The sequence below is a fragment of the Paraburkholderia yinzeri genome (assembly GCF_046581065.1).
In the GTDB taxonomy this organism is placed as follows: domain Bacteria; phylum Pseudomonadota; class Gammaproteobacteria; order Burkholderiales; family Burkholderiaceae; genus Paraburkholderia.
The window spans coordinates 44,084-66,431 of the sequence record NZ_JBFOCJ010000002.1 but is presented as its reverse complement, the minus strand read 5'-3'; the positions used below and the strand labels follow the sequence as shown (position 1 = coordinate 66,431).

The 22,348-nt window shown below is 66.0% G+C and carries 17 protein-coding genes; 10 read left to right on the top strand and 7 right to left on the bottom strand.

The features are described 5' to 3' along the window. Positions 1 to 1,028: 1,028 nt before the first annotated feature. Positions 1,029 to 2,162, top strand: a complete 1,134-nt coding sequence (locus WJ542_RS17475) for a pyridoxal-phosphate-dependent aminotransferase family protein (protein WP_411192474.1) — start codon at positions 1,029 to 1,031, stop codon at positions 2,160 to 2,162. Here WJ542_RS17475 and WJ542_RS17470 read toward each other — a convergent pair. Next, positions 2,159 to 2,917: a class I SAM-dependent DNA methyltransferase gene (locus tag WJ542_RS17470; protein ID WP_411190665.1), complete on the bottom strand. Its 759-nt coding sequence runs from the start codon at positions 2,915 to 2,917 to the stop codon at positions 2,159 to 2,161. The genes WJ542_RS17475 and WJ542_RS17470 overlap by 4 nt on opposite strands. A gap of 193 nt (positions 2,918 to 3,110) precedes the next feature. Here WJ542_RS17470 and WJ542_RS17465 point away from each other — a divergent pair, with 193 nt between their 5' ends. From WJ542_RS17465 to WJ542_RS17440, 6 genes are all read left to right on the top strand, one after another. Further along, positions 3,111 to 3,809 carry an HAD family hydrolase gene (locus WJ542_RS17465; protein ID WP_411190664.1) on the top strand — a complete coding sequence of 233 codons (699 nt, stop codon included), beginning with the start codon at positions 3,111 to 3,113 and terminating at the stop codon, positions 3,807 to 3,809. Positions 3,810 to 3,982: 173 nt separating this feature from the next. Further along, entirely contained in the window at positions 3,983 to 4,438 is a 456-nt protein-coding gene (locus WJ542_RS17460) for a MarR family winged helix-turn-helix transcriptional regulator (RefSeq protein ID WP_411190663.1), read from the top strand. 20 nt (positions 4,439 to 4,458) lie between these two features. Then, complete coding sequence (locus WJ542_RS17455; RefSeq protein WP_411190662.1) at positions 4,459 to 6,597, top strand: FUSC family protein; 2,139 nt, start codon at positions 4,459 to 4,461, stop codon at positions 6,595 to 6,597. A 37-nt stretch (positions 6,598 to 6,634) separates the two neighbouring features. Beyond that, positions 6,635 to 6,847, top strand: a complete 213-nt coding sequence (locus tag WJ542_RS17450; RefSeq protein WP_411190661.1) for a DUF1656 domain-containing protein — start codon at positions 6,635 to 6,637, stop codon at positions 6,845 to 6,847. Between the two features lies 1 nt (position 6,848). Beyond that, positions 6,849 to 7,841 (top strand): efflux RND transporter periplasmic adaptor subunit, encoded by a 993-nt coding sequence (locus WJ542_RS17445; protein ID WP_411190660.1) that lies wholly within the window; start codon positions 6,849 to 6,851, stop codon positions 7,839 to 7,841. Beyond that, positions 7,838 to 9,277, top strand: coding sequence for an efflux transporter outer membrane subunit (locus WJ542_RS17440; protein ID WP_411190659.1), 1,440 nt, complete (start codon positions 7,838 to 7,840; stop codon positions 9,275 to 9,277). The genes WJ542_RS17445 and WJ542_RS17440 overlap by 4 nt, the downstream gene beginning before the upstream one ends. A gap of 27 nt (positions 9,278 to 9,304) precedes the next feature. Here the strand turns inward: WJ542_RS17440 and WJ542_RS17435 are convergent, their stop codons facing one another. Together WJ542_RS17435 and WJ542_RS17430 are read right to left on the bottom strand one after the other, a co-directional pair. After that, entirely contained in the window at positions 9,305 to 9,490 is a 186-nt protein-coding gene (locus WJ542_RS17435) for a hypothetical protein (protein ID WP_411190658.1), read from the bottom strand. A 125-nt stretch (positions 9,491 to 9,615) separates the two neighbouring features. Further along, the gene (locus WJ542_RS17430) at positions 9,616 to 10,152 is read right to left on the bottom strand and encodes a hypothetical protein (protein ID WP_411190657.1); all 537 of its coding nucleotides are present in this window, start codon (positions 10,150 to 10,152) and stop codon (positions 9,616 to 9,618) included. Between the two features lie 520 nt (positions 10,153 to 10,672). Between WJ542_RS17430 and WJ542_RS17425 the strand changes: the two genes are divergently transcribed. From WJ542_RS17425 to WJ542_RS17415, 3 genes are all read left to right on the top strand, one after another. Further along, positions 10,673 to 10,993, top strand: a complete 321-nt coding sequence (locus WJ542_RS17425; protein WP_411190656.1) for a hypothetical protein — start codon at positions 10,673 to 10,675, stop codon at positions 10,991 to 10,993. Between the two features lie 290 nt (positions 10,994 to 11,283). Continuing rightward, the gene (locus WJ542_RS17420; RefSeq protein WP_411190655.1) at positions 11,284 to 11,535 is read left to right on the top strand and encodes a hypothetical protein; all 252 of its coding nucleotides are present in this window, start codon (positions 11,284 to 11,286) and stop codon (positions 11,533 to 11,535) included. Between the two features lie 35 nt (positions 11,536 to 11,570). Continuing rightward, the gene (locus tag WJ542_RS17415; RefSeq protein ID WP_411190654.1) at positions 11,571 to 12,266 is read left to right on the top strand and encodes a DUF2968 domain-containing protein; all 696 of its coding nucleotides are present in this window, start codon (positions 11,571 to 11,573) and stop codon (positions 12,264 to 12,266) included. Positions 12,267 to 12,369: 103 nt separating this feature from the next. Here WJ542_RS17415 and WJ542_RS17410 read toward each other — a convergent pair whose 3' ends face one another. The 4 genes from WJ542_RS17410 to WJ542_RS17395 form a co-directional block, all read right to left on the bottom strand. Then, a complete protein-coding gene (locus tag WJ542_RS17410) occupies positions 12,370 to 12,909 on the bottom strand; it encodes a fimbrial protein (protein WP_411190653.1) in 540 nt (179 codons plus the stop codon). A 415-nt stretch (positions 12,910 to 13,324) separates the two neighbouring features. Continuing rightward, on the bottom strand, positions 13,325 to 13,804 hold the full coding sequence (locus WJ542_RS17405; protein ID WP_411190652.1) for a hypothetical protein: 480 nt from the start codon (positions 13,802 to 13,804) through the stop codon (positions 13,325 to 13,327). A gap of 154 nt (positions 13,805 to 13,958) precedes the next feature. Beyond that, positions 13,959 to 16,217: a penicillin-binding protein 1C gene (pbpC, locus tag WJ542_RS17400; protein WP_411190651.1), complete on the bottom strand. Its 2,259-nt coding sequence runs from the start codon at positions 16,215 to 16,217 to the stop codon at positions 13,959 to 13,961. An 11-nt stretch (positions 16,218 to 16,228) separates the two neighbouring features. Next, a complete protein-coding gene (locus WJ542_RS17395; protein ID WP_411190650.1) occupies positions 16,229 to 22,312 on the bottom strand; it encodes an alpha-2-macroglobulin family protein in 6,084 nt (2,027 codons plus the stop codon). Positions 22,313 to 22,348 lie beyond the last annotated feature (36 nt).

The following is a 22,348-nucleotide window of genomic DNA, read 5'->3' as shown; positions in this document are numbered from 1 at the left end:
GATCCGGACTCAATCAGCGACCCGCGGATGCTAACAATAAACGATTGCGGTCGCAACCAAGGGTTTATTCCGATATCGCGTCGAGTATTGGCGACGGCCAATAGAGCCCGAATGATCGAAGCGCGTTGAAAATGCTGGAGAAATCGGGTGCCGCGCCGCCGATCGCCGACTGACGGGGCTTACCGGGGGTATATAATCCAAGATTGCGGATAATATAAGCGGATCTCAATCGAGACAAGACACCTCTTTTCGGATCGCACATTTTCGAGACAATTAATCAAACCTCGATTTCCATATTTTACCAGCGACAATTAACATAATGGAAAACCCTAAATAAAAATTCGGCAAGCCATTGATTTACAAGAAGAAATATTACAAAATAATTTAAATTGAAATCAGGATTTCACTTAATCAATTTCATACCCTTCTCACTCGCTCCCATCCATTTTTCCCATCGGAAAACGAGAAAATCTTCGTCGCCGCAATACTCCTGTCTAAAAATCCCGCACCCGGGCGCACATAATCCCGGACAGCAGCGTGGCGCCGCCGCACCAGAATCCCTTTCCTCCATCCCGGCGACCCAGCCTCGGTGATAGTCTCGCTGCCTTGCCGTCGGCTCATGCACCATAACGGCGCACAGTCCGCAGGGCTACCGGCACCACAACGTCACCGGCGTCTCGGGCAAACTGCCGCTCGACCGGCAAATCGCCCTCATCAAGCGCGTCGTACCGCATGCGAAAACCGCGGGCAGGGTCGCGCGAGCCCACGCGACTGTTCAGCGGAATTCGCGCGAACTGTACATGGCCATGCGGCCGCCGCGGGACAACACTGCTCCTTCCGCCCCGCATCCGCGCCTTGGGCTGGAATCTCCGCACCAGGCATTTCCCATGACCGAAACCACGTCCCGCACGCTTCATCCCGAATCCGCCAATCCGCAGCGCACCGCCATCCCCGCCGCAGCCGCCGCGCCGGTGCCCTGCCCCGCAGTCGACTCGCTCGACGACATCCTGCCCGACGAGCCCCTGCTCATGATGGGTGCCGGCCCCGTTCCCATTCCGGCCGCGGTCGCCCAGGCAAACTCGGTCGTGATCAATCACCTGGGCGACACCATGGCGCGCGTGATCCACCAGGTGAAGGCGATGGCGCGCTACGTGTTCCAGACGCGCTCGAACTGGGTGCTGGGCGTGGCGGGTCCGGGCTCGGCCGCCATGGAAATGGCCGTCTCGAACCTCGCGTGGCCGGGCACCCGCGTGCTCTCCATCGTGAACGGCTTCTTCAGCCACCGCATGGCGGAAATGGCGCGCCGCGTCGGCGCCGAGGTCACGACGCTCGACGTACCCGACCGCGAGATCGCCTCGTTCGACGCCGTGGCCGAAACCATTGCGCGCACGCGGCCCGCCGTCGTCACCGTGGTCCATGGCGAAACGTCGAATACGGTCTGCAACCGCCAGTTGAAAGAGATCGTGCAGCTTGCGAGAGCGGCGGGCGCGCTCGTCGTGGTGGACGCGGTCTGCACGCTCAGCACGATGCCGCTCGAAATGGACGCCTGGGGCATCGACGTGGTGATCACGGGCGGCCAGAAAGGCCTCTCGTCGATCCCCGGCGTCTCGCTGATCGCATTCTCGGACGCGGCGTGGGCGCGCGTGCGCGAGCGCAGCGTGCCGAACACGCACTGGTGCCTCGACGCCACGCTCGCCGAGAACTTCTGGCACAACGCGGGCTATCACTACACAGCACCCGTTTCGGGCGTGCTGGCGCTGCACGAGGCGCTGCGGCTCGTCTGCACGGAAACGCTGGAGAAGCGTTTCGCGCGCCACCAGCGCTCGTCGCTCGCGTTGCAGAGCGGCGTGAGCGCGCTCGGCCTCGCGCTCTATGCGCCCGAAAACTGCCGGCTGAATTCGGTCGTGGGCATCGCGCTGCCCGAAGGACTCGCGCCGCGCGCCGTCTGCGAACACATTTCAGGCCAGCATCAGGTGGAGATCGCGGGATCGTTCGGGCTGCCTATCGTTCGCATCGGCCAGATGGGCGAGCAATGCCGCGACCATAATCTCTTTCGCACCGTCCACGCGCTCGGCCGCACGATCCGCGATCTGGGCGGCAAGGTCGACCTGCCTGCGGGCGTGGCGGCGCTCGAAGCGTCGCTGTCCGCCGGCGCGCGCTAGGCGCGCCGGGCACGCACGCAGAGAAACGCGGGCGAAAGTTCGAGCTCGGCGTACAGCGCCGGCGCGACAGCCCGCATTTCGGGCGCGGGCCTGGGCTCGACGAGCGTCTCCAGCGTCCAGCCGGCCGCGCCAAGGCCGTTGACGATGTCCGCAAGCGGGCGCCGGAACGCTTCGATCCACGGCTTCGGCTCGCCGAAGCCACCCCAGTGCAGGCCGAAGCGTGTCGTCTCGAAGTAGCTGCGCCCGCCGCGCGTGCGCGTGTCGATCCAGTCGCGCATCGGGTGCGCCAGCGAGAACACCAGTTGCGCGCCGGGCTTCGCCACGCGGTGAAATTCGGCGAACACCGGCGTGAGCGCCTCCACGTAATCGAGTGCGAGCGAGCAGACGATGCGGTCGAACGTGCCGCCGGCGAGCCAGCTAAGCGGCCGGCCAAGGTCGCCCAGCGCTACCTCGACCGGCAGCCCCCCGCAATGCGCCCGCGCCAGCTCGATCATGGCCGGCGTCACATCGAACGCGTGCACGTGCGCGCCGGAGCGCGCCAGCTTCGCACTGAGGAAACCGGGTCCGCAGCCCGCGTCGAGCACGGCGAGTCCCGCGACCTCGCCAAGTAGCGCCGCCGTGGCGGGCCGCTCGTAGAGCGCGTTATGAGGCTTGTCCGCCACGCGTTGCGCATAGCGGTCGGCGAACTGCGTGTAGTTCGCGCGTCCAGGCAGTTCGTTCGGATCGGCGGAGGGTGTCGGCGAGTCGGCGGGCATGGGGCATGTGGAAATTCGGTGGAACGCCATTGTCACGCGTTTTCCATGCTTTGCTCCAGCCCTGCCTGCACCGCCTGCGCGCGAGCCGCCCACGTTGCGTGGACTCCGGTTATCATCGCGCTCCACCCTGGGCCGTGCCGAACCGCGCACGGCCCGGCTGCCCACCCTTACCCGCCCTCTGCGCAGACCGACCATGTCCCACCTTCCCTTCGACGCCGTGCTCTTCGACTGTGACGGCGTGCTGGTCGATTCCGAACGCATCACGCATGAGGTGCTCGTGGCCATGCTGGGCGAGCTGGGCTGGACGCTGAGCGTCGACGAAGCCATGCGGATCTTCGTGGGCAAGATGGTGAAGGACGAGACGGCGCGCATCGCGGCCCATACGGGCATCACCATCGACGAAGCCTGGCTTGCGGGCTTTCGCGCGCGCCGCAACGAGGCGCTCGCGCGCGATCTCGTCGAGATTCCGGGCGCCCCTGCCGCCGTGCGCGCCGTACACGCGGCCTTCGGCGGCCGCATCGCACTCGCCTCGGGCGCCGACCGCCACAAGGTGGAGCTGCAGTTGCGCAAGGTGGGCCTCCTCGACTGCTTCGAAGGCCGCATCTTCAGCGGTCACGAGATGGAGCGCAGCAAGCCGCACCCCGACGTTTACCTTGCCGCCGCGGCCGGACTCGGCGTCGAGCCCGCGCGCTGCGCGGTCGTCGAAGACACCGTGACGGGCGCCCGCGCCGGTCTCGCCGCCGGTGCGACGGTGTTCGGCTACAGCCCGGCGCATATTGGCCACGACAGCGGCCACGACAGCGCCCGCGCCCTGCGCGAAACCGGCGTCGCTCATGTCTTCACGGATATGGCGGATCTCCCCGCGCTGCTTGCGGGCTGGCGCGCCGGCTAAACCCGGGTGCATCACGTATGTAGCGCGTATGACCGTCGCGCAAAACCGACACATCGCGACACGCCGCTCATCTACGAAGCATCCGGCCGCCGACTCGACTACCATCCGACGATGGCGTCGTCAGCCGGAAAAGATAGTTTGCTACCGAATCGCATTCCGCTATCATCCCGCCGATGTCTAATCTTCATACTTTACGTCTGGCCGTCAGCAGCACGCTCGTGGTAGCCGCGCGCAAATGGCGCCGCACCAGCCACGGCGCCCTGGCCGCGTACAACGTCTCCGAAGCCTGCGCCACGCCGCTTCTCACGGCCGGGCGCCTGGGCGAAGCGGTGCGCCAGGTCACGCTGGCCGAGCACGTGGGCATCGAAGGGCCTTCGCTCGTGCGCCTGCTCGACCAGCTCTGCGCCGCCGGCCTCGTGCGCCGCGACGAGGATCCCGACGACCGCCGCGCCAAGACGATCACGCTCACCGACACCGGCCGCGCCGTCACCGAAAAGATGGAAGACGATCTGCGCTCGCTGCGCGGACGCGTCCTCAAGGGCGTGACGCGCGCCGACCTCGAAGCCACGCTGCGTGTGCTGAAGGCATTCAACGCAGCCGAAGCGGCAGACGCCGCACACGACGCGTAAAAGGCGGAGCGAACGGCGTCATGACCTACCCCACCGTGCGCGACTGGCTCTTCTCCGTCAAGACTTTCGCCGCCTCGATGCTGGCGTTGTACCTCGCGCTCTACTTCGAACTGCCGCGTCCCTACTGGGCGATGGCAACCGTCTATATCGTCTCGAATCCGTTCGTCGGCGCCACGCGCTCGAAGGCGCTCTACCGGGCGCTCGGCACGGCGCTGGGCGCCTTTGCCGCGATCCTGCTCGTACCGCCGTTCGTGGAAATGCCCTATGCGTTCAGCGTGATCGTCGCGCTGTGGACCGGCACGCTGCTCTTCCTCGCGATCTCCGACCGCACGGCGCGCAGCTATGTCTTCATGCTCGCGGGCTACACGATGCCGCTCATCGCGCTCCCCACCGTGGCCGATCCCGCCACGATCTTCGACGTGGCCATCACGCGCACGGAGGAAATCACGCTCGGCATCGTCTGCGCGAGCGTGGTAGGCAGCGTCATCCTGCCGAGCCGCCTTGCGCCCACGCTCATCGAACGCGCGGACGCATGGTTCCGCGACGCCGCGTTCTACGGCCGCGAGACGCTCTCGGGCCATCTCGCGGGCACGGCGCTCTCGGCCTGCCGCCAGCGGCTCGCGTCCACCGTCAACGGTCTCGAGTTCCTGCTGAGCCAGTTGAGCTACGACCACACGCATCCGGAAATCCTCGCGCGCGCCGAGTCACTGCGCGGCCGCATGCAGCTATTCCTGCCGATGATGTCGGCGCTGGCCGACCCGCTCGTCGCGCTGTTGCTCGAACTGAAAGCGCGGCCCGAGGGCCTCGACGCGCTGCTCGCCGACGCCGCGAAGTGGTTCGACGCCCCGCTGCCCAAACGCGCCGCCGACATGCAGATCGAAGCGGACGATCCGGTCGCCGAAGAACTGCGCGCGCGCATCAAAGCGCTGCAGCCCGGACGCGAGGCGCTGGCCAGTTGGGAAGGCGCGGTGCTGTCGAACGCGCTGTGGCGCCTCGGCCAGGTGATCGACGTATGGCAGGACTGCCGCACGCTGCGCGCGCTGATCGCGCATCAATCGGGTTCCTGGCTGCCGCGCTACCGGCATTGGCGCCTTGGCGGCACCGAGCGCTTCTTCGACCGCGGCATGATGCTCATTTCGTGTCTCGTGCCGGTAAGCGCGATCGTGGTCGCGAGTGCGCTGTGGATCAGCTCGGGATGGCACGACGGCGCGGGCGCCGTTTCGCTCGCCGCCGTGGCGTGCAGTTTCTTCGCGGCGCTCGACGAGCCGGCGCCGATGGTCTTCAAGTTCTTCGCCGCCACCTGCGCCAGCGTGGTCTTTGCGGGGCTTTATCTCTTCGTCGTGCTGCCGCACGTGCACGACTTCGAGTTGCTCGTGATCATGTTCGCGGGACCGTTCATCCTGGTCGGCACGCTGATCCCGCGCCCGCAGTTCAACATGGTGACGATGCTCGTCGCCGTGAACACGGCCACCTTCATCAGCATCCAGAGCGCCTACGAGGCCGACTTCCTCGTGTTCCTGAACAGCAATCTCGCAGGCGTTGCAGGCCTGCTCTTTGCCTTCCTCTGGACGCGCGCCACGCGTCCCTTCGGCGCCGAGCTCGCCGCGCGGCGCCTCTTGCGTTCCAGTTGGAGCGACGTCGCGCTGGCCGCCTCGTCGGCGCCGCTCGACGATCAGCGCAACCTCGCCTCGCGCATGCTCGACCGCCTGATGCAACTGCTCCCGCGCCTCGCGGCTTCGGACGAGCACCGCCATCCGTCGATCGAAAGCTTCCGCGACCTGCGCATCGCACTGAACTCGCTCGACCTGCGCCGCTCGCGCCACAAGCTCACCGGCGACGTGCCGGCCGCGATCGACCGCGTGCTGGCCGACGTCAGCGCCTACTATGCGCGATGTGCCGAAAAGAGCGTGCGCGAGCCCGCGCCGCAGGCGCTGCGCGACACCATCGACGAAGCCTTCGGCCGCATCCTCACGCACGAAGCCGCACCCGTGCCTGCGGCCCCGGCGCCGGGCAGCACGCCCGCAGGCGAAGCCCGGCGCGCGAGCGCTTCGCAGCGCTGGCTGCGCGACACGCTGCACGCGCTCGTGGGCATGCGGCTCTCGCTCTTCCCGCACAACGCCGCGCAACCACCCGAGGCATGCGTGGAGGCCAAGGCATGAACGCCCCTCTTATCGCTTTTCTTACGGAGTCCGACTCATGATCGGCGAAGTCGACATCTTCGGCGTGTTCGTGCCCGCCGTTCTCGTGCTCATGCTGATCGCGTACCTCATCAACGTCGTGATCGGCAAGGTGCTCATGCGCATCGGCTTCTACCGGCTCGTCTGGCACCGCTCCATTTTCGACCTCGGCATCTACGTGTTCGTGCTGGCCGCCGTCGTCATCGTCTCGCATCGCTACATGCCCTACTAACGTGAAAAAAACCTGGTTCTCCGCAGGACAGATCCTGCTGACGCTCATCGTCGTCGTGGTCGCCGCGCTCGTGCTGTGGCGCATCGTCAACTACTACATGTTCGCGCCGTGGACGCGCGACGGCCATGTGCGCGCCGACGTGATCCAGGTCGCGCCCGACGTGGGCGGCCTCATCACCTCCGTACAGGTGGTGGACAACCAGCAGGTCAAGCAAGGCCAGGTGCTGTTCGTGATCGACCAGGCGCGCTACACGCTTGCGCTGCGACTCGCGCAGGCCACGCTCGAACAGCGGCAGGCAACGCTTGCGCAGGCCAAGCGCGAATATGCGCGCAACCTCACGCTCGGCAACCTCGTGGCGAGCGAGACGCTCGAAGAGAGCCGCACGCGTGTCGAGCAAGGCGAAGCGACGGTTGCCGACGCCCAGGTCCAGGTCGACACCGCGCGCCTGAACCTGCAGCGCACGACGATCGTGAGCCCCGTGGACGGCTATCTGAACGACCGCGCGCCGCGCGTGGGCGAGTATGTTTCGGCGGGCCACGCCGTGCTCTCGGTCGTGGACATGCATTCGTTCCGCGTGGACGGCTACTTCGAGGAAACCAAGCTTTCCGGCATCCATATCGGCGAACCCGTCGACATTCTCGTGATGGGCGAGTCGCATCCGCTGCGCGGCCACGTGCAAAGCATCGTCGCCGCCATCGAGGACCGCGACCGGCAGCCGAGCGCGAACCTGCTGCCGAACGTGAACCCCGCGTTCAGTTGGGTGCGGCTCGCGCAGCGCATTCCCGTGCGCGTCGCGCTCGATGAGGTGCCCGAAGACTTCCGCATGATTGCGGGGCGCACGGCGACGGTTTCGGTGCATGAGCCGGAAACCGGCAAGAAGAAGGCTACGGGCGCGAGTGCCGCAAGCGGTTCGAGCGGCGCCGTGGAAGCCCAGGCTGCGCCGGGCGCGTCAGGTGCGTCTGGCGCGGCCAGCTCAGCCGGAGCGTCGCAATGAAGCGCCGGAGTCTGTGGCGCATCGTTGCACTCACGCCGATGGCGCTCGCGCTCGGGGCATGCATGAACGTGGGCCCGAACTACAAGCTGCCGCAAGAGGCAGTTGTCAACGCACCGCTCGCGCAGGGGCCGATTGCGGGCGCGGAGAACGCGCCGGTCACACAGGGTGACGTGCCCGCGCAGTGGTGGCGGCTCTACGACGACCCCGTGCTCGACGATCTCGTGGAGGAAGCGCTGAAGTCGAATACGAGCCTGCGCGTGGCGGCAGCGAACCTCGCACGCTCACGCGCGGCCGTCGAGGTGGCCAACGAACAGGGCGGCTTCTCGGGCGGCGCGAGCGCCGCATTCCAGCGCGCGCAGGTGTCGGGAGAGCAATATCTGCTGTTCAGCAAAGTGCCTGTCGCCACCCTGGGCGACCTCGGCGTGAATGTCTCTTATGAGTTCGATCTGTTCGGCAAGCTGCGGCGCGGCGTGGAAGCCGCGCGCGCCGACGACGACGCGGTTCTCGCCGCCGCGGACCTCGCGCGCATCACGGTCGTCGCGGACGTCGTGCAGGCCTACGTCGAATCGTGCTCGGCCGCCGAGGAACTCGCCGTCGCCAGGGAGTCCTTGAAGCTGCAGCAGGAGCGCGTGGCGCTCACGAAGCGGCTGCGCGATGCGGGCCGCGGCAACCAGCCAGACGTGACGCGCGGCCAAACCCAGGCCGAAACGGTTGCGGCCGACATTCCGCGCTTCGAAGGCCAGCGCCGCATCGCGCAATACCAGCTCGCCATGCTGCTGGCCCGCGCACCGGCGGACCTGCCGCCCGCCGCGCTCTCGTGCACGCAGTTGCCGAAGCTCAGGCAGCCGATCCCGGTAGGCGACGGCGCCGCCCTGCTCAAGCGCCGCCCCGACGTGCGCGAGGCCGAGCGGCAACTCGCGGCCGCCACGGCGCGCATTGGCGTGGCGACGGCGGAGCTCTATCCTTCGATCAGCTTCGGCGCGGGGGTGGGTACGATTGGCGTGACGGGCGACCTGTTCGGGCCGGCCACCAACAACTGGTCATTCGGACCGCTAATCAGTTGGTCCTTCCCCGTCAACGGCCAACGCGCGCGCGTGCAGGAGGCCCAGGCAGCGACGGGCGGCGCGCTCGCCCACTTCGACGGCGTGGTGCTCAACGCGCTGCGCGAAACGCAGACGAGCCTCGCAACCTATGCCGCCGACGACCAGCGCACCGAAGCACTGGTCGCCGCCTACGCTTCCGCGCAGGAGTCGGCCGACGAAACGCATAGACTGTACGCGGCCGGGCGCGAGTCGTTCCTCTCCGACCTCGACGCCACGCGCACGGTCACGAGCGTGCATGCTCAGGTGGCCGCGGCCCAGGGACAGGTGGCGCTCGATCAGGTGAAGCTCTTTCTCGCGCTGGGTGGAGGATGGCAGGAGTCCCAGCCGAAGTGAGGCCGCACGGCAAGTGCGGTGCGCGCTTCAAGAGGAGTCGGACATCCCGGTGGAATCCGCGTCACGCGCGCCATTGCAGCCGGTGGCCCGATCCCGCAGCTCGTCACGCGGCATGCCCGGGAGACGATTCTTCGCGCTCAGTTCAACCAACGCAAACAGCACGACGACCGTCAACCCTACGACCACGTCTTCGACGACTTTCAGCGTTCCCATGATCAATCAAGTCTCGCCGTCGGTGAAATCAGGCAAACGGGGGCCTGAAGATACCTCACTGCCGATCGAGCCGCCACGGACCGCTTCAACGCAGCCGGGCAAAAGCACAATCGCATCCTGCGAGATCAGCGATGAGGCGACGTGCCCGCCATCCAGCACAATGCCTTGAATACGGAATCGGTGTGGTCCGAGCAATAGCCGGCGAGGCCATGCCATGCCGTCCCGTCGTAAGCGAATGCCGCAAACAGTCCGACAGCGATCAACACGACGGCGATAGCAATCAACAACGCACCGGGACGAAACCGGGATGATTCTCGCGGCCGTTGGGACGGCATGATTGCGGGTTCCGCGCCGAATTGGGGCATGCCCACTGCCGGAACCCCGGCTTTCAGGCCGCGCAGTTCCTCGATCAGTGCCGCGAGACGATGGACCTTGATCTCGGCAGCCTGTCTGTCGACCTGTGCCTGAGCGATCTCAGCGTCAAGACGTTCGATCTTCTTCTGAAGACCTTCCACTTCCTCAACGGTGTGTCGGTGGATGACCTCGAAGTCTTCCACACGAGTAGGCGAGCCGGATTGGCGTGCGGCAGATCCCCACGACGGGGTGGACTGGACGTAGTAGCGGGTGTCGCTGGCGGGCGTGAGCGTTCGTGAATTGATCACGTTCTGGATCGCTTTCTAAACAAGGAAATATGGCGAGACCGGAGCGTACAGGAGTTTGATTCGCCGCAGTAATAGCCATTGTTAAATGTTGAGATCGCTCAACGATGATGCTTCTTTTTTAGATTCGTTCTACGAACTATATTTCTGATCCTGCTTGCACACGCGCGTTCAGTCTGAACGGATTCATGCATGCCCGTAGTTTGGAACTTGTCCGACAGTACGCTCGGGATAACGTTGCTATGCTCATCCCCTTACTGAAAGAGATAGCAGCAGAGATACGTTGTGAGCCCATTTTCCCTGATTGATAGTTCCCGACTCAAACTCGGTACACATTCGACAGTCAAGCCCCTTGGTCAAGGCAAGAATAAAACGTCCGGCACGAGCCGGCATGGTCTTTTTTCCGATCTGAAGCGTCATCACCCGGGCCTGTTAGTCCTGCTGGGTGCCACTGTCGCTGGAATCTCCATCGTATTCCTGACGCTTTCGGCATTTTCCTTTCTGTTCGACTAAGAAGATCGCCGTGAACCCTATCGAGCTGTTCGGCCGGGGCGCTCAGGAAATTCTGGTCAGCATGGCGATTACGGCCATCATCGTCGTGTGCTTCAGATGTCTTGGCATTCCGGCAACGGTCGATCCGGACATCGTGGTGGTAACGGCCCCGGCGGTCGCTGCCGCTGCAGCGCTCCTGTTCGGCGAACTGGTCGTTTCCACGGCCATGCAGGCAATTCGCCGCGATCGCTGGTTTCGCCGGAAAGTCCGGCACGCTACGCTGGCAGGACGAGCAGTCGGCCTGCTTGGCGGCATCTGGCTTGGCGTGGCGTTGATAGCGGGTCCGCGGTAAGACCGCTCTCCTTCCCCATGCGAACCGCGCGCCGATCGCCGCCTACGCCAGCGCTCGCACCGCCCCGCAACTCGCCAGCCAGCCGTCGATCTCATTCGATGGTCTCGCCTCACCGAAACCCCGAACTGCTGGAAACCCCGTAAAAGGCGAACCTATCCGATAGGCAGCCGGCCCCCGATCACACAATAATTCTAGTTAGTAGCGCAATCACGGTGCCCAACCGGCGCCGCGCTCACATTCCCCACTATCCCGATTGATCTGCTGTACGGAAAGACCCGAAGGAAAACAGCGTGTATCTGACGCGTGAACAACGTACTGCCTTGATAGAAGTCGCTCTTCAGCTACAAGAGGGCGATCGCAGAATAGAAGCCATTGACGCGCTCATTGCGCGTTTTCGCATTGAGAACCCCCTGGCTTTTCACTCCCGGGATTCCCTGATCGAACGAATATTCGTCTTCGAACCCGCGACGAATATCCCGCTGCGCGACTTCGTTCATTCCGCAGACGCGAAAAAACCGGCGAAGCCATCGCCGTCTCGTTGACTCTACCGTCCCGCTTTTCAGCGGGAGACGCACCCATGGACAATTTAGTCAAGCTACACAGGATCCCGACCGAAGCCGACACTGCGGATCAGACGCAGAATGCTGACCCGGAGGGCTCGCACCTACAGTCCATGATCGGGATCGAGAATCGCATAGGGCGACTGCATGCCGTGCCCGTTATGCGGGTGCACCCCGATCACGCCAACATCGCGGCTGCAAATATTGAAGAAGTCGAGAAACTCGAGACGGCGGCAGCCCTGCTCACGTTTCGTCAATACTGCTCTTTTGATTACGCGGCCACGCTCTATTTCCACGGCGACGAACGAAACTTCTATACCACGCTGCATGTGGACAACCGGCTCTGGCGTGCGAGCAAAACCGCCATCCGCGGCGCTGCGGAGGCGGAGTTCCAGTATCTGGTAAGTCAGGTGACACGTCTTGCCGAAGAGGAAGCGCAGCGCGCCGAATTGGTTGCCGAAAATGCACAGATCGCGCGTTCGCTTTCGGATGCCGAAGCGCAACTCGAGCGCGTGCATAGCGACGTGCGGCGTAACGCCGAACTGAAGCAGGAAATCGCACACAAACGCCAGGAAGCGCACACGGAAATCGGCCGGCTCAAGGCGCAGCGTGTGGGGGCACAGGCTCAGCTTGGGCGTGCCCAGCGATTGCTCCAGCAAGTTGGTCAAACCCACGCCAAAGCGATACGCCGCTTTCCGGGCCGCAGTGATTGACTCCAGTGGGCTTGCTGCGGCAAGCCCACAACGTGGACTGGTGCGACTGCACCAGTCCTGGGCAACGGACAAGGACTGCTCTCCCTGCCCGCCTGCGTCACGATTACTGGTAGACCAGCGAGTAGGTTACGCTCGTCGACACGCCACCCGCAGTGGCGCCGCCCAACGGCGAAGCGTACTGCGCTGCGTACGACAGGTTGGCGTTGCCACCTGAGGAAAGCGGAACGGCGTACGAATTCTGTGAACCGTCCGGCTGGCTAGTGTTGATGACATGCATACCACTGTTGTAATCCACCAGTTGGACTTCCACTTTGGCGGCCGTGCCGTTGTTCAGCAAATTGCCGTCGGACAGCGTGTTCGCGCCCTGCCAGAATGTACGCACGTTGCCGGTTGCCGGCGTGCAGTCGGTCAGCGCGATGGTGAAGTGGGTGGAACCGGCCGTCGAACCGGCCGCCGATAATGCAGAAGCCGACAGCGCCGGCAACTGGACCGAAAAGTTGTTGGTACCCTGCCCGTTGCCGTTGATATTGCACGTAGCACCGGTCACCTGGCCGGTAAAATTCAGCGAAGTACTGTCTGCGTGCGCGGTGCCGGCAACCAGACCCACCGTAGCGACGAGAGCCGCAATAGCGACCTTTTTCATTTCAAGGATTCCAGAATTGACTTTGAACTGACAGAGCCGAAAGAGAAGGCCCACCGGAGGCGGAACGGTGATCTGCGCACCGATATGTAGCCGGCACCACGCCCCCGATCCATTGCCCCAACTCCTGGCCAACTGAGAAGGATGGCACGTGTAATAGTCGGCCAACGCAGCCCGGTCTGACTACTGGATTAGTCCGAAATACGATCTCATCTGATCCCTCGTAAGCGATCAGATCGTCGGGAAACGACGCCAGGAATTGCCAGGAATCGTCACTTGAGGCGCGAACAAGCAGGCAAAATGGTCGCCCGAAAATCCGAAGCACCCGCGATAAGCCGGGCCAGCCCGGCTTCGCGATCAATGGTGCATGGGCGATGGCGCAATCCCGGGGCGGATGCGCCCCGGGTCGCCGGTCTGATCAGTTGTAACTGACTACGACGACAAGCGGTGTGCCGCCCGGCGTGGCGGACGCGGACTTCAGTTCCATCACTGCGCCGTGTTGGTCCAGCTTGTAGTGCCCATCCGCATCCGGGGTGAGTTGCTTGCCCACGCGGTTCACAAGACTGACTGCAACCGCCCGGGAAACTAGCGGATTTTCCTGCCGCGCCGGATTGGCCGCCATGAGCGCGACATCGGCGGCCGGAGCGCTACCGGGCGACGCAATGAAGGACACGGTCTCACCCGACGCACCGTCACCGTCATACGCGATGCTTCCCGTTCCGACAGCGGCACGCTCGGACGCTACCGCAATGTCGTACGCCGGAGCCACAATCGCGCCGGTAAACGTAATGCGCCCGCCGCTTTGCGCGCAGGCCGGTACGGCAAACATCCCTGCCAACGCGACCAGTCCGGCCGCGCCGGCCAGCCAGCGCATGGTTTTTTGCTTATCAGTTTTCATGACGACCTCCGGATGAACGTCTACGCCTGCCCCCTATGGGCCCTACTACCCTGTGAGGTATTGCGGCATCGTTCTGGAAATCTTTAGGCAGTTATAGACACTGCCCCTTACGAAAACTATTCAGCTCACCTTGCAAATTAATTAATCACCGGAACTAGCGGGCAGCCACACCGGCCGGCGTTCGAACCTGCGGCATCGCGCCTGCCTTCGCCATCGCCCCGCGCACTTCGAAGCGCACCGAATCCGTCGTCTGCCCGCGCGCATCCACCAGTTCGAGCACGTGCCGGCCCGGCCACGGCAGCCACGCCACACGTGCTGCCGTGCCCAGCGGCTTGCCGTCGAGCCGCCACGTCACCTGCGCCGTCGATCCCGCCGCGCGCTCGAACCAGACGCGCTGGCGTGCGGCCGGGATGTCGGGGTCGAGCGCGAAGATCGTGCCGTCCACCGGGTTGCCGATCTGCGCTGGCCCGCCGCCTGCAACATTTGCAATATCCGAAGCATTCGCGGCGAGCCCGACGTAGGGCGTAGCCGTGCCCGCGAGAAACCACTCGCTGCGTGCCGGTTCGAGCGCGTTAGCAAACGTGACGCGCACGCGTTCGACGCCGGGCGGTGCGGCCGGCGCCACGCTCGGCACGCCGCGATGCAGATAGCCGACGATCGCCGCCCACACCGGCGACGCACCGCTCACGCCGGAAACGTCCCACATCGGCGAGCCGTCCGCATTGCCCACCCAAACGCCCACCGTGTAGCGCGAGGTGTAACCCACTGTCCAGTTGTCGCGCATGTCCTTGCTCGTGCCCGTCTTCACCGCCGAAAACATGCGTGTGGCGAGCGGACTGTCGAAGCCGAACGTGCGCGTGCGGGCGTTGTTGTCCGCGAGGACATCGGTGATGATGAACGCTGCTTCGGGGCTAAATACGCGGCTGGGCACACGTGCGCCGCGAGCGGGTACGGCGGACGGCGCCTGGCCGCCGGGCAGTTCGACGATCGGGCCTGCCACTCCGCCGTTCGCAAGCGCCCGATACGCGTTCGTCAGGCTGACGAGTGTAACGTCCGCGCTGCCCAGCGCGAGGCTGTAGCCGTAGTAGTCGCCGCTTTCGTTCAGCGGCAGCCCAAGCGCCTTGAGCGTCTTCGCGAAACGGTGCGGCGTGACCATCACGAGCGTGCGCACGGCAGGCACGTTCAGCGACGACCCGAGCGCCGTGCGCACGCTCACCCAACCCTTGAAGCCCTTGTCGTAGTTCTGCGGCATATAGAGGCCGCCGCCTGCCGCGAGGTCGAGCGGCGCGTCGTCGAGTAGCGATGCCGTAGTCACGCGTCGCTCGTCGATGGCTTCGGCGTAAAGAAAGGGCTTCAGCGTCGAACCCGCCTGGCGCAGCGCCAGCGCCGCGTCCACTTCGCGCGCCGCCGAAAGCGCGCCCGACGAGCCCACCCAGGCCAGCACTTCGCCCGTCGCGTTGTCGAGCACCACGGCCGCGCCGTCCTTCACGTTACGCGAGTGGTCGGGCCGGTTCAGCTCGATCAGCGTGCGCGTAAGCGTGTCGCGCGCGAAGCGCTGCAGGTTTGCGTCCAGCGTCGAACGTACGCGCTGGCCCGCCGCCGGATGCATGGCGCTCGCGACCTGCCGCGCGAAGTGCGGCGCGAGCGCGTCGGCGCCGTCGAATGCGGCATAGTCATCCGCCACCGCCGGACGCGCAAACGCCATCTGCACGAAGCCGTCGAGATTGGCGCAACCGCTCGCGTCGTGCAGATCGCGCAGGATGCGGCACGCACGGGTGGCGACCTTCGCGGACGGCGCGTTCGGCGCGCGGATCAGCGCGGCGGTCACGGCGGCCTCGCGGTCGTCGAGGCCGGAGGGCGCCTTGCCGAACAGCGTCTGCGAAATGGCCGCGAGGCCCACGGTCTCGCCGCGAAACGGCACGAGGTTCAGATACGCTTCGAGTATCTGGTCCTTGCGCCAGCTTTGTTCGAGGCGCAGCGCGTCCACGGCCTGTACGGCCTTCTCGCCGAACGAGCGCTGCCCCGAGCGCTTCGGGCTGTCGTCGAGCAGGCCCGCGAGCTGCATCGTGACCGTGGAGGCGCCGCGCGTGCGCGTATTCCAGAGATTCGCCCAGGCCGCGGCGGCCGCGCCTCGCCAGTCGACGCCGCTGTGTTCGTAGAACCGTTTGTCCTCCGAAACGACGATCGCGTCGCGCAGCGCAGGCGAAACGTCGGCGAGCGCCACCCAGTCGCCGCGCCGCGCCGTGCGCTCGACGCGCGTATGCTGCAGCGGCGTGCCGTCACGGGCGAGCAACACCCAGTCGGAGCTGCGCCACTGCGCGCGGACGTCGTCGTACGAAGGCAGCGCGAGCGCCGGGACCGGCAGCAGTGCGATGCTCAGCACCGCCGCGGATACAAAGCATCGGGCACCCATCGCCGCTCCGCTCATTGGGCTTGCGGCGCAGGCTTCACGACGACCGGCGCATTCGGCAGGACGCCGAACGTCGCGGGCGCGTACAGCGCCTCGACTCGCGTGGGCGGCAGCCCGAACGTGCCCACGTTGTTGAGTCGCACCGTGTACTCGATCGACACCTTCCCCTTCGGCAGATAATCGTAGTACGCGCGATAGCCGTCGAAATCGCGCTCCACGAATGCGGGCCACGGACCGTCCTGCTCCTGCTTTTCGCCCTGCGTGGCCGCCTCCGAATCGCGCCCGAGGCCCGAGCCGAGGATCGTCGCGCCGGCCGGAACCGGATCGTTGACGACGACCCAGGTCATGTCGGTCTGCGCCTCGATGTCGAGATGCACGCGCAGCACGTCGCCGCGCGTGTAGACGCCCTTCACCGCGGGTTCGAGCGGCGTGACGGTCTTCGCGATGCGGTAGCCCGCTGCGAACGGCGCGCGCAGGGGCACGGCGGCGAGGCTTTCGATCGTCGCCCACGGTTTGCCGCTGCCTTCCTGGGTCAGCGCGAGTGTGGGCGTGTTCGTCGCGTCCGAACGCGCCGCCGGCCAGTCGAGCAAAGTGCCGCGCACCGCCGCCGAGCGCGTGGCAGCCGTGGCTCCCGAGGCCGCGCCGGCAGGCGCGGCACTCCACGAGACATCGCGCCCGGTGCCGCCCAGCTGGATCTTCGTCGTGCCGGTAACCGGTACGCTTTCAAAGACGCGCGAGAAACGCTCCACGGCGAGCGAGCCGTAAACGTTGGCGGTCGTCGTCTCCCAAGCGCCATTGCGCTGCATTGCCAGCAGTCCGGCCACGAGACGCGGCATCTCGTCCTTCCACGCGGGGTTGTCGACCATCGCCAGAGCAAGACGCGCCGCGTTCACCTGGGTGCCCGTCATGAGCCACCAGAGATCGTCCTCGTCCGCCGTCGAGAACGTGAGCTGCGTGCCCTGATACGTGAGCCGCGCGCGCAGGATCTGGTCGAGCTGCGCGAGCTTCGTCTCGCGATCGGGCACGTCGCGCATGCGCGTGAGGCTCCCGTAGTAATCGATCACGGCCGAGGTGGGCCACTGGTTCGGCGCGATTTCGATGGAGCCGAGGAGTTGCGCATTCGCCGCGCCGTAGCGCGATAGCGCCTCGATGGCCGCGAGCTTGCGCAAGTCCAGATCGCGGCGCGGCGCCCACGTATTGCGCTCGATGCGGCCTTCCACGAAGCGCGTGAGGCCGTCCTCCATCTTCGCGCGCAGCGCGTCGGGAAGGGCGAAGCGCGGGTCGAGCTTCGCCGCCTCGTCCGTCACGGCAAGCAGGTAGGCAGTCAGCGTGGGGCTGCCGTGGTTCGCGCTGTCGTCGGTGGGCGGGAAGTAGTTCGCGAGGCCGTCTCCGTCCAGATAGACAGGCAGGTGCGCGAGCACCGCCTGCCAGCGGGCCGGATCGCGTAGGCCCAGCGCCACCGAGATCTGCTGCTCGAGACAACTGTACGGATAGCGGTCGAGCCAGCGCGTCACGCCCGGCAGGCCATCCGCGAGCTTCGCTTGCAGCGATACCGCGATGCCGCCGCGAACGCGCCCCTGCTGCGTGACGCTCGCGTTCGCGGGCGGCGCCACCGGCAGGGAGAGCGTGCCGTCCACCTGCGCGAGCGTGGCCTGCTGCACCGTTACCGGCAGCGCCGCCGTGACGCGCTGCGTGAGCTTCACGGCGTCGGCGGCATGCGCCCCGCCCTGTTCCGCCGCGCTCACGTTCCAGACCAGCGCGGGCAATTCGGCGTCGGCCAATCCGTCGGGCACCGTTGCCGTCCACGCGACCTCGCGAGACGAATCGGGCGCGAGATCCACGGTCTGCGGCGCGAGCGCGAGCGGCGGCACGTTCGGTGTGACCACGACCTTCATCGCGCGCGCCGTCGTGTTGCGAAGCGTGAACTGCGCGCGGAACGCATCGCCTTCGCGCACGAGCGGCGGCAAACCCGAAATCAGTTGGAGGTCCTGAGTGCTCTCGATCGTCGCGCTGCCCGTACCGAAGCGCTCCGTCCCGCTCGCCGCGACCGCGACGATGCGAAAGCGCGTAATCGAGTCGTTGAGCGGCACATCCACGCGCGCTTCACCCTTCGCGTCGAGCGTCACGCGCGGGTTCCAGTAGAGCAGCGTGTCGAAAAGTTCGCGCGTCGCGGCGTGCCCGCCCCCACCGCCCGCGGGCACCGCCTTGCGGCCGAAGTGGCGCCGGCCCACGATCTCCATCTGCGCCGTCGAGGTGTCCACGCCGTATGGGCGCCGCTGGAACATGGCATCGAGCAGATCCCAGCTCTCGTTCGGCATGAGTTCGAGCAGCGCCTCGTCGACGGCCGCCACCGCGATCTGCGTGCCGGCCGGTACCGGCTGGCCGTTCGGCAGTTGCACGCGCAGCGCGACATGCGAAACGCCGCGCACGGTGTAGCGCTTCGCGTCGGGTGTCACGCTCACGTCGAGCCGGTGCGCCGCCGTGCCCACGCGGATCTGCGCGAGCCCATAACGATAGGCGGGCTTCGAGAGATCGACGAGCGGCGTGGGCGCCTCGTACTGGCGGCCTTCGTACCAGAACGCGCGTGCCCATTCGAGCGGCGCCTTCCAGCCCCATGTGAAGAACGAATACCAGGGCACCTCGTGGATACGCCCGCGCAAGGCAAGCACCGAAACGTAGACGTTCGGCCCCCACTGGTCGCCCACCTTGAGCTCGATGGTGGGGTCGCGGCCGTCGAGCTGCACGACATGCGTTTCGATGATGCCCTCGCGCTCCACGGCGACGAGCGCCGTCGCAAAGCGGAACGGCATGCGCACCTGAAAGCGCGCGGTTTCGCCGGGCTCGTAGCTCGTTTTCTCGGGCAGCACGTCGATGCGGTCGGTGTTATCGCCGCCGAACCACAGTTCGTCCTCGCGCGTGACCCAGACGGAAGTCGTGGCCGTGGAAGCGTGGCCATCGCCATCCGTAGCGGTCGCGATCAGGTCGATGTTGCCCGCCTCATCAAGCTTTGCCTTGCACGTCAATAGCCCGTGGTCGTCGCTTTTCCCGCTGCACAGCGCGCCCAGATCGTGCGTCTGCGTATGGTTGTCGTAGGCGTAGAAGCCGCCCACCATGCGCTTGCGCGACGTGGTCGTGATGCGCGCCACGCCGCGCACTTCGAGCTTCACGCCCGCGCGCGGCTTGCCCTGCAGGTCTAGCGCAAGCGCGGTGACCGGTACCGTGTCGCCCACCGACACCCAGCTCCCCGCCTTGATGCCCGCCACCACGGCGGCGGGCCACAGCGTGGCGCTGCCGCCTATCGTCTGCACTTCGCCGTTGGGATCGGCGAAGGTCGCTTCGAGCGCGAGGCGTTTGGGCGTATCGACAGTGGGCAGGTTCTTCAGCACCAGTGCGCCCGCGCCGTTGCGGTCGAGCGTGAGCGGCTCCTTGTCGGCTACGAGCCGGGCCGTTTCGGTGTCTTCCTGAGGAGTGCTTTCTTCGTCGTCGGTCGCCTCGTCGCCTGCCGAAGCGGGTGTCCACGGCGCGAAGCTGAAGTCGCTGAAATCGTCCGTGAAAGCGGGCGTCAGATCCTTCACGAGCGCCGAGACCTGCACCGGCAGATTCGAGGCAGCACCGCCCGAAACGTAGTCGATTTGCAGCGAGACCGGCGCTTCCCTGGCGGCGACGAGCGGCGAGGTCTTTTCGTTGCGCGCGGCTATCGTCCCCTTGAACACGGGAAGACGGAATGCCTCCACGCGGAAGCTGCCGCTGTCGTAATTCATGTGGACGGCGCCGCCATTGTCTCCATCGCTGTTATCAGCGCTCTCGTCGCCACTGCCGCTGTCCTGCGCGGAGGCGTCGCCGTCGTCGAGCGAGACGTCGTACTCGCCCAGCTTCGCTTCGGCGGGAAGCTTGAACGTCGATACCGCGGTATGGTCCGCGGACCAGGTGAGCGGCAGATGATACGTTTGCCCACTGCCCGTATGGCGGATCGTCACGCGGGTGGGATACTGCGCCGGGAAGGCGAGGCCATGCATCGTCTCCGCGCGGATGAAGTGCTTCATCGAGACGGTCTCGCCCGCGCGAAAGAGCGGCCGGTCGAACACCGTATGCGCGCGCACGGTGGGCTCGGGACTCGTATCCGTCGGCACGTTAAAGCGCCATGACTCGATCCCGCGATTCCAGTCGGACTGCACGAACGCCATGTCGGGCCCGGTCTTCGGATCGTCGATGCGCGCCGAGACGAAGAAGCCGCTATAGCTGTCCTCGCCGCAGGTGCTGCGGTTCGTGAGCGCACCCTCGATGTTCAGGAGTCCGTGCGCATCGGTCCGGCCTTGCGCGATCTGCTCGCCGTTGCAGTCGGATACGCGCACGTCCGCGCCCGGCACCGGCTCGCCCTTGTCGAGCGTCGTCACCCAGACCACGCTGTTCTCGCGGCCTTGCTTGAAATGCACGCCCAGATTCGTGATGAGGACCGCCGTGCGCACGTACATCGGCGCGGCCTTGCCGAGCAGCGACGCGCCGAGCGAAGGCGAAGCGAGCTCGATCACGTAGAAACCCGGTTTTTGCACCGGAATGCCGATCACCTCGAACGGCCGCAACGACTTCGGATCGGCCTTGGGCAGCGTGAGGGTCTGCACGCCCGGTTGACCCGCCAGCAGCGAAAGCGAGCGTACGTCGACGGTGCGCTCTTGCTGGCCGCCACTGTCCGTGTTTTGGTCCGCGCTTTGGTCCGAATCTCCGTCTGCCGAAGGCGGCACCACGACCGGCGACCTTGCGCGCGCCAGCAGACCGGGCATCTGCTTTTCGATTGCCGACTCGGTCATGCCATAGGCGTCGAAGGTCTCGACGAGGCGCATCCAGCGGCGCATGTCCGTGTCCGAGCCCACCGCCAGCTCTGAAAACCGCGCCTCGCCCGCGTTGAGCCCCGCGACGTGCAGATCGGCCTCGACGTTGCGCACCGTGACGGGCACGAGCGGCGGCATGCCGGGTTCCGCGTAGCGTTCGATGATGCCGAAGGTGGACGACGAAAATTTCGCGAGCGGCGGCATGGGCGCGGTGGCCGCCTGCAGCGGAAACAGGTCGGCGTTCGAGAGCGGGCGGCCGCTTTCGTCCTTGAGCGCGTCCGGCACGAGCACCGTGAGCTGCGCGCGCTCCGGCAGCGGCGCCGCGAATTCGACGGTCGTGACGTCGTTGCCGGCCTCGTCCTTCGCGAAGGTCGGCGCGATCTCGCCGTTCGGGCCGCGCAACCGGAAGCGTTCGGCATCGGCATGCGTAATGGCCGCGCTCAGATCGATGCGCACCGGGCGCAGCGGCGTGCAAGGCGCCTTGGCATTCTCGCGCTCGCAACTGAACTTCGCCGTAAAGGGCTCGCGCACCGTGTAGTCGTAGCGGCGCTCCGTGTCGTTCGGCGTGCCATGCGGGCCCGCCACGCCCTTGCCGTAGACGAGCTGCATCTTCGCGCTCGACGGCAGCGTCTGCTGGCATACGAGCGTGAGTACGCGCGCGCTGTCCTTTTCCAGGTGGAAATGCTTGAGGAGCGCCACGCGGGCCGGCACATCCACGTTGCGAACCGGGATGCGGTTGCCGAGCCCCTCGGACTCGCACCACACGTGTCCGCGCACCGAGGCGTCGGTGGCTGGCCCGTTGAGCGTCAGGACGAATGCCTGGTTCTCCTCGATCGTCCCGCCCCAGGGTTGCACGTCCACCGGGAACGGACCGCCGGTCGAGAATGCGTAGCGGCGCGCGCCCGTCACCGCATTGCCGGCCGTCGACTTGAGCGCATCGTCGAGCACGACGCTGCACTGCACGTCGGGCGGCAGATCGTGCCTGAAGTCCCACGCCCAGGTCTTTTCGTCGACCCAGCGGCCCTGCCCCTCGCCCGCCGCCGCGTCGCTGCATTGCACGTGCGCCGGGTCCTTCGCGTTCGCGGCGCCGAAGGCGACCATCGCCTCGTCGAATTTGATCACGACCTGGCGCGCCTGCGCGACCGTGCCGACCGGCGATACGCTCAGCGTGCGCGCGGCATCGGCACGCCAGGCGAAGAGCGCCGTTGCGCCCAGCATTGCGGCAAGCGCCGCCGTCCACCACCCGATTTTCTTTGCGTTATGGGTTTGCATCGACCGATCCCGTTGTTCTCGTCCATGGCGTCTGGC

What these genes read in the sequence shown, in the direction of transcription:
- WJ542_RS17475 (WP_411192474.1), top strand. Translation starts at nt 1,029, where the DNA reads ATGATGGGTGCCGGCCCCGTTCCCATTCCGGCCGCGGTCGCCCAGGCA.
- WJ542_RS17470 (WP_411190665.1), bottom strand. Translation starts at nt 2,917, where the DNA reads ATGCCCGCCGACTCGCCGACACCCTCCGCCGATCCGAACGAACTGCCT.
- WJ542_RS17465 (WP_411190664.1), top strand. Translation starts at nt 3,111, where the DNA reads ATGTCCCACCTTCCCTTCGACGCCGTGCTCTTCGACTGTGACGGCGTG.
- WJ542_RS17460 (WP_411190663.1), top strand. Translation starts at nt 3,983, where the DNA reads ATGTCTAATCTTCATACTTTACGTCTGGCCGTCAGCAGCACGCTCGTG.
- WJ542_RS17455 (WP_411190662.1), top strand. Translation starts at nt 4,459, where the DNA reads ATGACCTACCCCACCGTGCGCGACTGGCTCTTCTCCGTCAAGACTTTC.
- WJ542_RS17450 (WP_411190661.1), top strand. Translation starts at nt 6,635, where the DNA reads ATGATCGGCGAAGTCGACATCTTCGGCGTGTTCGTGCCCGCCGTTCTC.
- WJ542_RS17440 (WP_411190659.1), top strand. Translation starts at nt 7,838, where the DNA reads ATGAAGCGCCGGAGTCTGTGGCGCATCGTTGCACTCACGCCGATGGCG.
- WJ542_RS17435 (WP_411190658.1), bottom strand. Translation starts at nt 9,490, where the DNA reads ATGGGAACGCTGAAAGTCGTCGAAGACGTGGTCGTAGGGTTGACGGTC.
- WJ542_RS17415 (WP_411190654.1), top strand. Translation starts at nt 11,571, where the DNA reads ATGGACAATTTAGTCAAGCTACACAGGATCCCGACCGAAGCCGACACT.
- WJ542_RS17410 (WP_411190653.1), bottom strand. Translation starts at nt 12,909, where the DNA reads ATGAAAAAGGTCGCTATTGCGGCTCTCGTCGCTACGGTGGGTCTGGTT.
- WJ542_RS17405 (WP_411190652.1), bottom strand. Translation starts at nt 13,804, where the DNA reads ATGAAAACTGATAAGCAAAAAACCATGCGCTGGCTGGCCGGCGCGGCC.
- pbpC (WP_411190651.1), bottom strand. Translation starts at nt 16,217, where the DNA reads ATGGGTGCCCGATGCTTTGTATCCGCGGCGGTGCTGAGCATCGCACTG.
- WJ542_RS17395 (WP_411190650.1), bottom strand. Translation starts at nt 22,312, where the DNA reads ATGCAAACCCATAACGCAAAGAAAATCGGGTGGTGGACGGCGGCGCTT.